11 protein-coding genes are annotated in these 14,481 nt (G+C 50.6%); 4 read left to right on the top strand and 7 right to left on the bottom strand.

The features are described from left to right. Positions 1 to 16: 16 nt before the first annotated feature. Together ACSSVV_RS07705 and ACSSVV_RS07700 are read right to left on the bottom strand one after the other, a co-directional pair. Complete coding sequence (locus tag ACSSVV_RS07705) at positions 17 to 1,657, bottom strand: hypothetical protein (protein WP_454105898.1); 1,641 nt, start codon at positions 1,655 to 1,657, stop codon at positions 17 to 19. A gap of 117 nt (positions 1,658 to 1,774) precedes the next feature. Beyond that, positions 1,775 to 2,608 carry a hypothetical protein gene (locus ACSSVV_RS07700; protein ID WP_454105897.1) on the bottom strand — a complete coding sequence of 278 codons (834 nt, stop codon included), beginning with the start codon at positions 2,606 to 2,608 and terminating at the stop codon, positions 1,775 to 1,777. A gap of 2,565 nt (positions 2,609 to 5,173) precedes the next feature. Between ACSSVV_RS07700 and ACSSVV_RS07695 the strand changes: the two genes are divergently transcribed. After that, complete coding sequence (locus ACSSVV_RS07695; RefSeq protein WP_454105895.1) at positions 5,174 to 6,949, top strand: hypothetical protein; 1,776 nt, start codon at positions 5,174 to 5,176, stop codon at positions 6,947 to 6,949. Between the two features lie 14 nt (positions 6,950 to 6,963). Here the strand turns inward: ACSSVV_RS07695 and ACSSVV_RS07690 are convergent, their stop codons facing one another. The 4 genes from ACSSVV_RS07690 to ACSSVV_RS07675 are packed head-to-tail and all read right to left on the bottom strand — an operon-like array spanning position 6,964 to position 10,010. Then, entirely contained in the window at positions 6,964 to 7,995 is a 1,032-nt protein-coding gene (locus tag ACSSVV_RS07690; RefSeq protein ID WP_454105894.1) for a hypothetical protein, read from the bottom strand. A gap of 17 nt (positions 7,996 to 8,012) precedes the next feature. Next, positions 8,013 to 8,768 carry an HNH endonuclease family protein gene (locus ACSSVV_RS07685; RefSeq protein ID WP_454105893.1) on the bottom strand — a complete coding sequence of 252 codons (756 nt, stop codon included), beginning with the start codon at positions 8,766 to 8,768 and terminating at the stop codon, positions 8,013 to 8,015. Then, a complete protein-coding gene (locus tag ACSSVV_RS07680) occupies positions 8,765 to 9,322 on the bottom strand; it encodes a hypothetical protein (protein ID WP_454105892.1) in 558 nt (185 codons plus the stop codon). The genes ACSSVV_RS07685 and ACSSVV_RS07680 overlap by 4 nt, the downstream gene beginning before the upstream one ends. A 22-nt stretch (positions 9,323 to 9,344) precedes the next feature. After that, positions 9,345 to 10,010 carry a metallophosphoesterase gene (locus ACSSVV_RS07675; RefSeq protein WP_454105891.1) on the bottom strand — a complete coding sequence of 222 codons (666 nt, stop codon included), beginning with the start codon at positions 10,008 to 10,010 and terminating at the stop codon, positions 9,345 to 9,347. 654 nt (positions 10,011 to 10,664) lie between these two features. Between ACSSVV_RS07675 and ACSSVV_RS07670 the strand changes: the two genes are divergently transcribed. Both ACSSVV_RS07670 and ACSSVV_RS07665 read left to right on the top strand, forming a co-directional pair. Then, positions 10,665 to 11,915 (top strand): tyrosine-type recombinase/integrase, encoded by a 1,251-nt coding sequence (locus ACSSVV_RS07670; RefSeq protein ID WP_454105889.1) that lies wholly within the window; start codon positions 10,665 to 10,667, stop codon positions 11,913 to 11,915. Positions 11,916 to 11,977: 62 nt separating this feature from the next. Beyond that, a complete protein-coding gene (locus ACSSVV_RS07665; protein ID WP_454105887.1) occupies positions 11,978 to 12,502 on the top strand; it encodes a PH domain-containing protein in 525 nt (174 codons plus the stop codon). Between the two features lie 2 nt (positions 12,503 to 12,504). On the opposite strand, the gene ACSSVV_RS07660 is transcribed toward ACSSVV_RS07665, so the two are convergent. Continuing rightward, complete coding sequence (locus tag ACSSVV_RS07660) at positions 12,505 to 12,807, bottom strand: hypothetical protein (protein ID WP_454105885.1); 303 nt, start codon at positions 12,805 to 12,807, stop codon at positions 12,505 to 12,507. 255 nt (positions 12,808 to 13,062) lie between these two features. On the opposite strand from ACSSVV_RS07660, the gene ACSSVV_RS07655 reads away from it, so the two are divergent. After that, the gene (locus ACSSVV_RS07655; protein ID WP_454105884.1) at positions 13,063 to 14,463 is read left to right on the top strand and encodes a DNA cytosine methyltransferase; all 1,401 of its coding nucleotides are present in this window, start codon (positions 13,063 to 13,065) and stop codon (positions 14,461 to 14,463) included. Positions 14,464 to 14,481 lie beyond the last annotated feature (18 nt).

The raw sequence follows: 14,481 nt of genomic DNA, 5'->3' as shown, positions 1-14,481 counted from the left end.
ATGGAATGTCCGGCAATTAGATACCGGACAACGCACCTTCAAATTCAGCTGTAAGATCAGTCTCGCCAGCCATGAACAAAGTGAGCGTTCCACTGGACACTGTACCGATAGCGTTGAATGTTTGATTTCGCTCTGCTGCGCTGGCCTCGGGACTCGCCCCGCAATTGGCTGCATCAAATCGTGCTTCAATGAGGTTTATGGCAGGATCTGGGATATGCGCTTGACCCAGGAATACACAACCTGTCGTATCGCTACCAGTCAGCGCACCTTCGGAATCAATCGTGAACTCCGTATTGATGCCACCCGCAGCTGTTTCAACATAAGTGCCAGACAAAGCGCTGAACTCAAGCAGACCCCCATCCGGCAGCGAAGCCGTTTCATCCGGAGATAGCTTGTACCGAACCCGCAAATTGCCTTCGGCATCTTCCAGGCTACCGAAAAGAACCGGGGTACCCGAATCATCCCCTGGAATCATTCTAATGACTGAAACCGGATCAATCTGGGTGTCGATGGAAACCTGAGTCTGGGTAACATCGTCAATGAAAGTGTTGGTTTCATTGACGACACCACGGGAAAAGAACCGACGTTTTGGTGTTGCAGCGAATACTCGGCCGGTAGAGCTTACAAATGCCTTGCCAGTTTCGAGCGGTTCCGATCCACCGGTTACTTCAATTGGAAGATCTTCATAGCCAAAAACGCCCACACTCAATCGAGCTACAACCGAGCTTTCTACAGTAAAGTCGGAGGATACGAATTGGTCCGCATCAATGTCGGGCTCCGGTTCCGGTTCCGGTTCCGGCTCTGGTGCATTGATGTCTTCGCCAGCGAAGCGATGTACCACGTCTTCACTGGCGCCAAACAATGCGAGCGTATACAGCTCAGCATCAAAATATCCCAGAGCGTTATAGCTACCGTCGCGCTGTTGCCCGGTTACAGAGGTAGTGCTCCCACAGTTCGACGCAGTGTAAGCTGCCTCAATGAGGTGGCTTTCAGAATCGGGAGCATAGACTTGGCCGGAATATGTGCATCCCGTCGTATCCGTTCCTGACAACCCTCCTTGGTCATCAATAGTAAGCACAGTCACGATGCCTGCTTCATCGGTAAAACGATAGGTCGTCGCAATATCAGCAATGCTGGCGATGGGGGCTGGCTCAGATTGCTTAACCAGGCGATAGGTCTGCTCAAGGCCGCCATCTTCGTTTTCAATGGTACCCACCAAATTTGTCAACGGGTCTGCACCACTCTCTTGATCGCGCTTGCCAAAAATAGAGAACTGACTGACTCCGTCCGGTTTTGTAAAATCAACGTGTACCAGATCACCAGTGAAGGACGCACCGTTATGCTCAACCCGAGAAAACGCCACAACATCCTCAGTTGCAACGATCATGCGTCCCGTTGTGCTAATTAGGGCAACTCCACTACCGACAACTTCAGGATCACCTAAAACTGTTGTCGGTTGGTAGCCATACACGCCCTGGGCATTGTCAGCAACCAGACTCTCATCGAGGGACATATCTCCACTCAGAAAAACCCTTGGCTCGACAGGAGGCGTGGTTGATTCGAGGTTTTTGGCTTCTTCAGAACTACCACCACAGCCTGAAACGGCTGTGGCAGTGACGATGGCAAGGTATAGCGGTAATCGCCTGTTCGGCATCATGACTTCCCCAATTGGACGCTTGTATGAACTGATAAAAATGATACCAGTCGAAACACGCGATAATTGGGGCTGAACACACTTACGGATTAACCAGGAATACTAGCTCATCGCGGCTAATTAAAGTTTCAGGAAGGCCTGAGCGAGATCCCGCAACCAGATATTGACATGTGGGAGTGTCGAACAATCCGAGCTCGCAAAACGCCGGACTATCTCCACAAGCTCGGCGGAATCGACATTACCTATGGTTCTGAGTTGAGCACCAGCTTTTGCCGGCAGCATGCCCTCTACCCGCTGATCGCTGTATACCGTATCCCAGACGGACAGAATCTTCAGTTGGTAAAGCTTCCGGCGCCCCTCGGTGGTACTGCACACCCCAGTACGATCAAGCTGATCGAGCCTGAAGTATCGGTCAGCCGCTTCGATAGCGTTAGCGATCTCCATTTCTGCCCGAGTTGTTTCTGCGATCTGCGCAAGGCGATCCCTTTGATATGCGGTCTCTCCAGGCTCGTGAGCAGCGATTTCAGCTTCCTCACGCTGCCTGTAGTAGCGTTTTCTCAGTTTGTCAGCTCGACGATTCGCAGATTGCGCCTCTTGGGCCGCCACATGGCAAGCATCAATTTCCGCAATAGCACGGTATTGCTCCGGGAACATGCGGCCGATGCCAGCGGCAATCCATTGGGCCAAAGCTGCACCATTTGGCTCCGTGATTGCCACATCGTATTCGTTCTCCAGCGGCATTGGATTTCGACGCATAAGGACAACGTCCAGCTGGTCTGGATTATGCGTCGGGTCTTTTGATTTCTTTCTCACGGCCGGCAACTCACCATCCCGGCCGGGCTGCAGTTCAAACAAACCTGCAAGGTATGGCTCTAAAGCGCCCGCAAGCCTTTGATCGTCACGATGTTGTCGCTCTTTTGTAGGCCTCCGGCCAATCGACAAGGTTTTCTTCATAAATTAATCACTCCAAAAATAAAACTATCGACGTTGCCGCAAAGAGCTGGCTGGAGATTGATCCGACTTCGCAGCTGAATCTCGGAGCGGAGCGGCAGCCTCAAAAGATGGAACTGACGGATTCCGACCCGGGGCTTTTGAATTTGCCCTTTCATAGGCTCGCAGGGCTACATCCTGACAATCCGAGAGAAACTGACCACCCTTCAGATACCGATCTCCGCGAGACGGAGACTGAATAATGAGGTCAACGGTTTTTGTTAACAGATTGCGAAGCTCAAGATCCGGGAACTCCTTGAAGGTTTCGCGCACTACACCTTTAGGCACAGTATTCTGGCCACTTAATCCAGACAGATCGCGAACCATAACCTGGTAACTTTGGCACATCGAATCCGCATAGGCTCGAGCAAAGTCCTCATCAGAGTAGGGAATCTGAGCCATGACACATGAGGATGACAACAGCAAAGTGGCGACGGAAACAGTGAATCGGTTCATTACAAACTCCGGGCTACAAGACTCTGCAGAAAGAGTATCACGACAGATACCACCTTCTTGGCCAAAACAAGCATCTCTGTAACCTACAGGTATCCCCATCAAGGCCACGAAAGGTCAACGCATCCAAAACTGAACCTGAGTGCCAGGCAGGCCAGCGAGGCATCAATCGGTCACCCGGGGTATTACGAGCGTTACGCCACCCCTCCATCCAGCAACCCTGACAGGGATAACGATCGATGATGACGTGTTTGGATCTTGAGCAGTGAACATGAGAAATCCTCTTAGTGGCATTGGCCTGCTGCCGGTGGATACCAGCGATGAAACCATAATAGGGCATTAAGACCTTCGGATCAACGGGGTTAAGAAACTGTATGTCAAAATGATAACCGCGCTGCACGTCAGCAGGCGGCTGCCTGATCATCCGGAGAACTTGGAGCCAGCTCAAGCAAGGAAAGAAAAAACACCCACAAAGAAAACCATTTCAGGGGGTTAACACACAGACCTGACATCCAATGTAAGAAAAAAATGGTGCCCCAAAAACCAATGTAAGGCTATCGTGCCGACAGAAAAACCATTGCCGGCCGCGAACAGCCAATAAAAAGCGACCAAAATGGCCATATACCATTTGATAATGTATATGATGCGATAACAACAGGCACAAATTGTAACAATCACGGGGAACACTAATCCATAAGCCCCAGAATTGGTTTTTACGTTGCTCTATCGATCTGAAGCCTGACTTTCAGTTCGCAATCATGTAGTTGCAAAGACGACCTAGATACACCATAAGCAATGTAAGAAATAACACCCCCCGGAAAAACCATATACCACTCCAAAACGATCAGATTGATCGAGACATTATTGTGTACGTTTTAATAATAATACCCTATGCGATAAACACGGTTATATTTTGCCCAAACAAAGAAAGATCAACACAAAACATGGTTCTTACCTTGATTGAAACAATTCACGATCAATAATGAATCACACCACCTTCACCCGCCACAGACACAGTCAGACCAAGGGCTCAGAGCAAGGTAAGAAAACAATGGTGCACAAAAAACCATTTGCGTGGACAGATTGAGCAAGGAAAGAAAAGACCACCAGCGAAAAAACCAATGAAAGCCCAGAAAGCATCACGGAAAACCATTTGAGGGTCAAAAGCAGGCCTAAAAAGGAGAAAGCATTGAATATAATTTGATAATCTGGGGTGCCATAAGCCTGGACTAAAGCCCCCACCAGTGATGATGGTTCTTACATTGCCTCAAACTCACCAGTAAGAGCGACAACATGGTTCTTACATTGCCCCGGAAGAGACCGTACCAGCTCAACATGGTTCTTACATTGCCTGAAAGCCGAAAAAAACAGCCACCCACAAGGGTTCACAGAAATTCATGTGAGGAACATGGTTCTTACGTTGCTCCAGGAAGGCCCAGGCCTAAACAGATCACCTAGAGCCGAGATCCATGCAACGAAACATGGTTTTTACATTGCCTCAGCAGATCGGGGATGGTTTTTACATTGCTGACAAATGGTTTTTACATTGCTCAGCACCCAAAAAGCATCCAAAAACGAGCAAATACTGAGCAGTTGGAGCCCTCGAATGGTTTTTACAATGCCCGTGGTTGGTTTTTACCTTGCTCAACTTGTGGATAACTCTGGAAGATGGTTTTACCTTGCAAAAAAGTGGTTTTTACCTTGCTTACAATGGTTTTCCTATTGGTTTTTACAATGCCTCTGGTTGGTTCTTACCTTGCAATAGATGGTTTCTTACCTTGCTCAGCAATTTTTTAACCGTTTGAAATAAAAAAGAAAACAAGACAACGAATGAAGCACGTAATTAGTAGAGCTTTAGATTAGAAAGAGTATATAGAGATTTAATTGCTGTGGATAAAATTTCACCCGGCCACCATATACACCCAGATACAAGGAAAGATGACCACACACACCAAAAAACCAATGAAAGATTCAGCGTCCTACAAAAAACCAAGGTAAGCGTATTGACATCCTGAAAAACCAATGCCAGAGTTCGTCACAACGAAAACACGAACCAGGGCTCTGGGCACCAGGAATATGAGCAAGGAACACAACGGACCTAATCAGAGTTTCTTTGAGATCCCCTTCTCCGTCATCAAAAACAGTGACGAAGTTGAACAATACCTCGATTCCCAAGACTACCTTCGAGCGGCTGACCGCCAAACTTTGTCAGTGCTACTCAGCGTCGCATCAAACAGCCCTGTTGACCAAATGGGCTTTGCTATCGTCTCTCTTTCCGAGATCCAAACAGCGCTACAGAACCACGACTTACCTGCTACTCGCGTTACGGTGATCAACAAGGCCAAGAAATTCGCAGAATATGGTCTATTCAACGTAGCGTCGATTGAAACCATGAAAGGCGGCCAGCCTCGACTAAAGTTCACCATGGCTCCGGTACACAAATCGAACTTCAAATCGGCGATTGAAGAAGAGCTGGAACAACGCATCCAGGGGCGACGAATCACCAGGCGCGCCCGAACCAACAGCAAAAAAATCATCAGCTATTTGCAAGAAAGTGATGCCCAATACCTCAAGGCCCTGGAAGCATCTAAACCCCAATCTGAGAATTTCTTTACCGGCATTCTTGATCGCGCCATGCGCTTTAATACTGCCGAGCACATTGAAGGCAATATTATCCAGAACGAAATTACTCATAACGGCACTCGGATTATCGTTCAATCCACTACACAGACAGGACGCAGCTCTCAGATTGCAGCTCTCCCCGATCAACGTGTCATACGCGCCATCGTTAGTGAAATCGCCGGTTACATCGAAGACCAGATCAAAGGTGCACGCATGGATCTGGAGAAGTCACTGTTCTCGGGCCAACCTTCACTTCTTGAAGCAGTTGAGATCGACGGAAACAACGGCACCGTTAGCCGGCAAGGCCTGGCCGATATTCCTGAATCCGAGATCGAAGACTACGTTCGCACCCACATCAAAAACCGCTGGGTATTTGATGTAGTAAAACTTGCGAAGAAAATGGGGTATGCCCAACCAAACAGTGGCTCAACTCGTGCTCTGATCAACCGAGCGCTGCAACGCCTCTATGAAACGAACTTTCGTATTGCCATACGTGATCAGGACACCGATAAAATCCACGAGCTGATGATGAAGTTCGGGCTGTCAGACCGTAAACAGAATTTCAGGTTTATCACTGACTTAAAATCTCAGTATGAGCAGGAGTTTGCTGAGAATAACTCTGTTCGAGGCACGAGCATAAAAGACTTATTTGCGCCCGAAGACGAGAGCAATATGAGTGACGAGGACGTAATCGACCCTTTCTCAGAAAGCGAACTACGACGTGTTCGCTTCTGGCAAATTTCAATTGATGATTACCTGTTCAACCGTCTTCTGGACAAGGAATCCAGGGCCGTGTTCGCGGCACATAACGAGATCATGCGTGAAAGCAGCGGACTTGCTCAAACTCTGTATAACTTCTGCAATCATCGCATTGGCCGAACAAATCAACGCATTCTTGATCAGGAAGAGAGACGCTACACAAACTACCTCAGCGCTCTTCATAACGAATTGTGGGCTACACGAACCTATGAAGGCTTTGAAAAGCATTTCATCGAACTAATGAAGCGACACATGCCCAAAGAGCAAAAGTTTGACCGGAAAGCTCACCAGAATACCGCAAGAATGTTTGGTTATATTTTTGTCTTGGTTCGCAAACCAGAAGGGTTCTGGCTTAACATTTCCCGGGATCGCCAGGATCAACTCAACGGTGATCGCTCTTACCACAACACTTTGCTGGCCAAAAGCCGGAAGGGAATGGGCACAGTCAAAGCCTTAATCAATGGTTCGTGATTCCACGATAAAAGCTATTCTTCCAAATCTTTGCCTGGAGACTCATCAGCCAACGCATCGGTTAAGTCGTGAATTTGTTGTTCTTGAATCGTTATTCGCGTTTCAGCTTCCACTAAACGCAGTCGAAGGCTGTCTCTCTCCTGCTCAAGCACTTTGCTATCAGCGAGCCATCGTTGTTGCTCATCCTCCAGCTTTTGAGCAAGAGTCTCGCGACGACTTTCCAAGGATTCAATTTTACTCTCATAGGATCCCAATTTGACGCTCATTGCTTCTTCGCGCTTGCGAGCAAGCAACAACTCCTCATCAAATCGCTTGCGGTCGCGTCGCCTTTCTTCCTCAACTTGCGCGCAGCGAGTACGCTCTTGATCGACCTGAAGAATCCAGTGGTCAACCTGTTTCTGATTCCGGGCGTGCTCTGATTCTTCTCGCTTCAAGGCCGACGAAACCTCGGTCTTCAGATGCTCTCTCTCCCTGCCCCACTCTGCCCGCTCATGATCAAATTGGCTTTGCTGTTCTGACAACGCTTTCGCATACTCAGAGCGATCACGTTCGATCTGCTGACCAAGTTGCCGGATTTGTGCTTCAAGTTGTTCTGCCAACTTCAACTGATCTTTTAGCCGGCCCTCCTGATTGATCACCTGGCTCTGTAACGATTCAATTTGGCGATCACGCTGATCCAGAATAGAGACGAGCTCTTGCCGCTCTTCAGCCTCTATGGTCAAGCGATTTTTTAGCTCACTCAATTGGCCTTCAACTTGAGCTCGCTCTTCACTCCAAGCTTCACCGCCCTTATGCAAGGCAAGAGCCCATAGCTCATCGACCAGTGGTACCAGTTCTTTCGGGAGCGACTCGGAAAGAACATTCATTCCATTGGCCCGAAACTCATCAAGGCAGCGATCCCGATACTTCTTAATGGTACCGCGGGAGCATGTACCTCCCAGCTCACGATGCAAATCATCGTACGTTGCTGCAGCTTTAGTACCTACCAACCGGATAAATACCCTTCGGAACTCTGCGTAGCTGACACTTGGGTTTCGACCTGCCATGCCATCACCCTCCTAATCTAGTGGTTGTTCGCCTGACATCGGCCGAGAAACTGCTTGAGAAACGACGCTTCGCTTACCGTCGGTTTGAGACCATAGACTTTGCTGACCCGCGCAAATCGAGCCACATACTGACACTGACCACTCGGAGGCAACCATTCTGACGGGGGCTGGTCTGACTTACTCCGATTCAGTGATGACTCAACCGGCCAAAGGTTTACGCGATCATTCGCAAATTGTTCTCGCGCCTCATCAGACCACTGCCAGGCGCCACGTCGCCATGCCCAGGAGAGTGGAACCACGTGGTCGATATCTATATCGCCTGCATTCTGAATAACCCTTCCGGTGAATGGGCTAACCCACCTACCACGGACAACGCGACATCGCTTGCCAGAAGCGAACTGAACGGGGGTTGTAGAGGTTTCGACGAGGGCTTCAGCGCGGCTGTCCTGACAGTCCCCGTCAACATCGCTCCAACCAGCACCGAAGTACCTTCTATCGTAACGAGGAATCGCTGCAGCGGTATACGTTGAGTCTCCATGACTCAGAGTCAACGCAGCACTTTTTGGCAACCGGCCACCAGCGGCCAGACAGGACTCCAGATCACTAAAGCTCGTATATCGTTGAGTTCGATCGTACCAGGGGCTCTCTCTATCATGACAGATTGAGCTACTACTCAGTTTTACCTCAGGGGAGGACGCGAACACCAGGCTAGGGCCACCCACGATCCATGCGATTAGCGCCAGTACCACAAAGCCACACTTAACCTTGATCATTCCTCAAGAAGCTCCCGACTCAATACCACTGTGAAGTCTTCAAGATGCTCGCCGTTGAAACGATAGCGACCCTCTACCGCCATGAAAGGAATAGCGATAAAGTCCGCGAAGGTAGGGTCACTGAGAATGTTATGCTGAAGCGCCTGCCGGAGCGCGCCGACACCCTGAACTTCGGTATACAGTGCCTGGACAAATTCAAGCGGAACATCCTGGCCTGCCCGACTAGAGACGGACTGCTGAAGCAGCTCGAATAGTTTCGCCTCATCCACCTCATAATTAATGCCCAATATGCATGTGCCTCCCGTGAACCGGATGTCACCACCTTGAAGAACCGTCGCCTCATCAAGCTGCATGGGCGCTGCAGCATCAAGCTCGTCAGCAATGACCTGAAGGTTATCGCAGAATGCCACCTGCTCGGCCGGCGTTAACGACTCGATATCCATATCGTACTTCGCGTTAATCTCAGCGACGGTCGGCAACGCCGCAGCGACAGGCCCACTGAGGACCGTAATTGCGGTGAACAAAAACACCGTAGCGATAACACTCTTTCTCATGATGAACCCCTCAAACTAAGGCCTAAGGCCCGCAGATGACCGATACGACATCAGACAGTCGCATCAAAGTAAGGCGTCCATCAGGACGATAAACGCCAGTATCAATACCTACAACATTCTGGTGGCATGTAACCGAATCAAGAACACAATGCCCCACCACTACGACATCAACGCCCTCCACCCGCGGCCCCCGCGCACGGGCGCCGCCGAACCTGGAACGACTCCAGAGATCGTTCACTGGACTGAATCGCCCCCAAACTCCGCTTGAAACATCAGCGTGAACAATTCCAACCGTACGATCGGAACATGGAACCTCAATAGCCAGCGGCAGGTGACGCAGCTTATCCTCTACGATCATCTGGAGATCCCCGGGATCAATATCCAAACCCCACTGACCACCATTTCTGATCCAGTTGAGGCGATCGGCTACATCACCATCAATCGCATCGATCATCAGCTGCTCGTGATTGCCCCGCACAGGAAAGAACCACTGACGCTGACCCTCGGGAACAAACAGAAGATCAAGAACGCCATGACTGTCAGGCCCGCGGTCGATTAGATCGCCAACTGAAAATAAGCGGTCACGCTGGGCGTTGAAACCCGATGAATCCAGGGCGGCCATCAGCTCCGATAGGTGACCATGAATATCGCCTACAACCCAATCAATACCTTGTTGGTTCTCCGGCATAACGCAAAGCATGGCACCCCCAGCAATTCCGCAACTCTTTCCAGTATAGTATCATATCGTATTACGTACTACATAGTATGAAATGCTATCAACATCATCATAATATTAATTATGGAGAGTACCGGTACGGCAAGATAAAATGCGGCTGCGAGCAGTCACCAGAAAGAAGGGGAAAAGTCAGGTAAAACAGAACCATAGAAGTTGGTCGATCGAGTAGTTTGCGAGGCGCCTATGCACGATATTTCTGCGCATTGAGCCACCAAACGGAGTGCCAAGAGCTGCACGCATGCAGTATCAAATGATACCGATGATGGAATTGACGAATGAAAGCGGGACAGATCCTGAAGGCATTGCGATTAATGAGTACACTGGAAGAAGACATCCCAATTGGGACAGTTATGGCCTTTCTATATTTAATGGACAACCCTGGGGCAACCGCCTCGCAAGTAATGACTGTCACCGGGCTTGGGAAGTCCCGAGTTGGTCGTAACCTTGCGAATCTAACCGCTCGCGCCCGACCAGGTAAGGCCGGCGTCGATGTGTGCTACTTTGAGCTGGATCCGAGCGACCACCGGGTAAAGCGCTGGTATCTAAATGAACATGGAAATGAGCTCGCAAAGCAGATTCGAGCTCTAATAGAGGACTGCTGAACTGATGACCACGTACAGAAGCGCCCTCCCCTCCCCTAGCAAAACGTCAGGATTGGTGGACGATGAGGAATTGCCCTGGGGAACGCCCGGCGAGTTTCCACGGCTACCGGTTGCCAAAGGCTACCTCCGCACCGGGGTAACAACGTTATCCGCAAAAACGGACGCAGAAGCAGTTGCAATATGGCTTGCCGAAAAGGCGCGCGGATCCATGCATACTGCCTCCCGCTATCGCCTGGAGGCTGAGCGCTTCCTTCTATGGTGTGCGGACCAGGGCAAAGCGATCAGCATGCTTAACCGCGAGGATTTTCTCCTATTTGCGAGATTCCTGGAGAATCCCCAACCCTCCGAAAGATGGGTTTCGCCACGAAGGCTGCCAAAGGACGATCCCGGCTGGCGTCCGTTCGTTAAGCAGCCGCTGAACAAGCGAAGCCAGCACGGATGCCTCACGATCATCTACGGAATGATGTCGTGGCTTCACTCCACAGGTTGGCTTGCGGCGAACCCCATGCCGAAGCCAAAAGTGAACATAGGCCGGAAGCATACCGGTGAGATCAAGGCGCTGACCGATCGACACCTTGATGCGATCGCCCACGTTGTAGCGGAGAAGAAGAATCCCATTGCCCGGGCGCGCATGCGCTGGATCATGATGCTCGCCGTATTCCTTGGACCCAGAAGCGCCGACTTTCTGGAGCACGACATGTCCTGCTTTATCCGGGTCGACTCAAAAAGCGACATCAAGTGGGGCTGGTCGATGACAGGTAAGGGCGGCGTTGAGGCGCTACTACCGGTCCCTGATCCCGTGATTGAAGCCCTCAAGGACTTCAGGGAGAGCATCAATCTACCGCCCTACCCCACTCCAAATGAACGGGATATTCCCCTGGTACCGAATATTGCCCGACTTCCCCGTTCAAATTTGAACAGGTATGCGGATCTCGCAAAGTATCATGCCCCTTACCTTTCGATATCTCGGAGCGGCCTTTATAGCGCGACAAAAACGTTATTTCGACAAGCAGCAGATTGGCTGGAGCAGCAACCCGACGGCGCGCACGATGCGAGCAGATTGCGAGAGGCGTCAACACACTGGCTGCGTCACACAGCTCTAAAGAATCACTTTGCTGCGCATAAGAACCTGAACCTGACACGGCTTTTGGGGCGCCACGCAAACATCAACACAACAGCGATCTACGCGGCGTCGGACTTTGATGAATTGGCGAATTCCATGGCAATAGACAAGGCGATATCACCCAGGGACTGAGACGGAGACCTACAGGAAGTGTGTCAGAGCGGAAAACTGGCACTTATCGTGGGTTACGATAAATGTTCAAATTTGAACAACGAGAAACTGCAATGAAGCGACACACGATCAGGCTGCCCTTTAGTACGAAGCCCCACTGGATTGCCGGCGCTCCCGCGATATTTCTGTTCGGCATGGCATGGGCCCTTCTGGAGATAGGGCTTGCCGCAGGATTTAAAGGCCAGCATGAAAGCCTGCTGTCAGCCATCACATTGACTATCATCGGGTTCGGCGTTTATGAAGCGCTGAAAACAATGCTCTGGATTCATCGCACCCGCCTCACACTGACGGAGTCAGGCCTCTTGTGGGAGAGCGGCATTATCAAGAAACGGCTTCCGACTAGCGTGGACTACGCCGATATAATCAACGTCAATGCAGTAGTTCACCCAGTAGGACAACTTTTCGATTACGGGTTCTTGCGGGTGGACACTATCGACGGCCGCCCTCTTCCACTTTTTCCAGTGACCAACATTTCCCTTGTAACAGAAATCCTTGAGCACAAACGCTCTGAATCGCGCAAAAGCAAACGTTCAAATTTGAACGAATAGCCTTACCTACTCTTGCCCGCTTTCTTGGGCGCCTTGATTAGCCGGCCATCCTCATCGAACTCCATGGCGCTCAAGTCGAACCCCTCACGGTCCAGCAGCACGAGTAACTGGGGCGCCAGCACTTCGGCCTGAGAAACCGCACGAGCAGACGGCATATGCGGATCAGCCAACTTCTTCCGAATATTAGCTTCAAGCTTCAGGCTTCCACAGCCGATTATCCGAGCGTATACACGATCCGACAGGTCGGGCAAACTTTCACGAGCTTCTTTGTATATGGTACGAGCGACAGTCTGTTCTGTGGCCATTTTGGTCATCCTCAGTTTGGTTGAAACACCAGGGCTTCGCGTTGGCGAAACCGTATCACGAAATCAAGTCTAGGTCACATAGACCTTTACAGGCAAGCAAAATTTTATGCCCTGCAACAACGGAAGTAATAAGGTGGCGTTCAAATTTGAACATTAGGGCTTGCGCGGTAGGGCGGTAAGACCTATAATGATCACATGAATTGAGCTGGCCCCGGCCGGCGATAACAAGGCAAACGCCAACGCGAGGAATCAAATATGACCACAGTAGTAGCTACCCACATTATGGTTCACCGAGGCAAGAACCGGATCTGGCTGCAAGGCCCTCGCTTGCAACGTGCAGGGTTTGAGATGGGTCAGCAATACACAGGCACGATGAAGAAAGGTGCTCTGCACCTGTTCGTAACACCTGATGGCCCAACAAAGGTCTCCGGTCGAAAGGCTACCAAAGAACCAATTCTTGACTGCAAAAGCGACGAAGTTGCCAAGTTCTTCCAGCCCGGCGAGAAGATCATCGCCATCATGCGCAAGGGCCGCATCATCATCAAACGGATGGCACAGGCGTTCCGTAACAAAAGCCGTGTGCAACGCATTCTAGGCAAACTCCAACTAAAGCAAAAGCTCGATGTGGGCTGCATTTTCCACGGCGGCGGAGTCATGGCCAGATCAATTCACGAAGGCCTAGCAGCCCGTGGAATCCGGTCAAGACTCGGCTTGGTTGTTGAGGTTGACGGCCGGTACGTCGACGCCAGCCTGAGAGCCAACGCCAATCTGTTCGATTCTGAATCACTGATCATCAACGCGCCCATTCAGGACGTGATGATCGGCAAGGTGCCGCAGCTGGATTTGCTACACGCAGGAATCCCGTGTACCGGCGCCAGCGTTAGCGGCATGGCTCGCTGCGGAAACGAGTACGCAGAGAGCCATGAAGATGCTGGTGCGATGTTCTTCTATTTGATGCAGTGGATTCAGGCAACTAATCCTGCAGTGATCGTTCTGGAGTGCGTTAAGCAATACCTGAAAACAGCATCGATGGCCGTGATTCGCAACCTTCTAAAAACTTGGGGCTATCGCATCAGCGAGGCGGTACTCAACGGAAACGACTTTGGTGCCTTTGAACGACGCGAACGTATGGTTGTGGTCGCATACAGCGAAGAGCTGGGCGACATGATGGGAGAGTTCAAATTTGAACAGTTACCTGTATTCCACAAGAAGGCGGATGCGCTGGGCGAGCTTCTGGATGATGTGGCCTTCGACTCACCTGACTGGCACGACCACGCTTACCTTGTTGCAAAAGAGCAGGAAGATGCGAAGAAGGGGAATTCATTCAAACGCCAGCTGTTCACCGAGGCTTCGCAGTACATCGGCACCATCACCCGCGGCTACGACAAGAGACGCAGCACCGACTGCCACATCCTGCAGAAGGAGACCGGTAAGACTCGGCTGCTTTCAAACAACGAACATGCTCGGGTTAAGCAAATTCCAACTGAGTGGGTACAGAAGCTAGGCGTTGCGAAGGGTGTTGCGCATCAGATCATGGGTCAAGGGGTTATCTGGAGCAAGTTTATGTCCGTTGCCGGGGGCATTGCGGACTGGCTGAAAGCTGGCTCTATCGCGGTCTCAAACAACGACAACTTCCAAGACTGGATGGTGGCCTAAGGGTCACCGTTCAAATTT

This window comes from Marinobacter sp. MBR-105 (genome assembly GCF_053628895.1).
The sequence above is the reverse complement of the archived record's forward strand: the minus strand, read 5'-3'. Positions and strand labels throughout refer to the sequence as shown.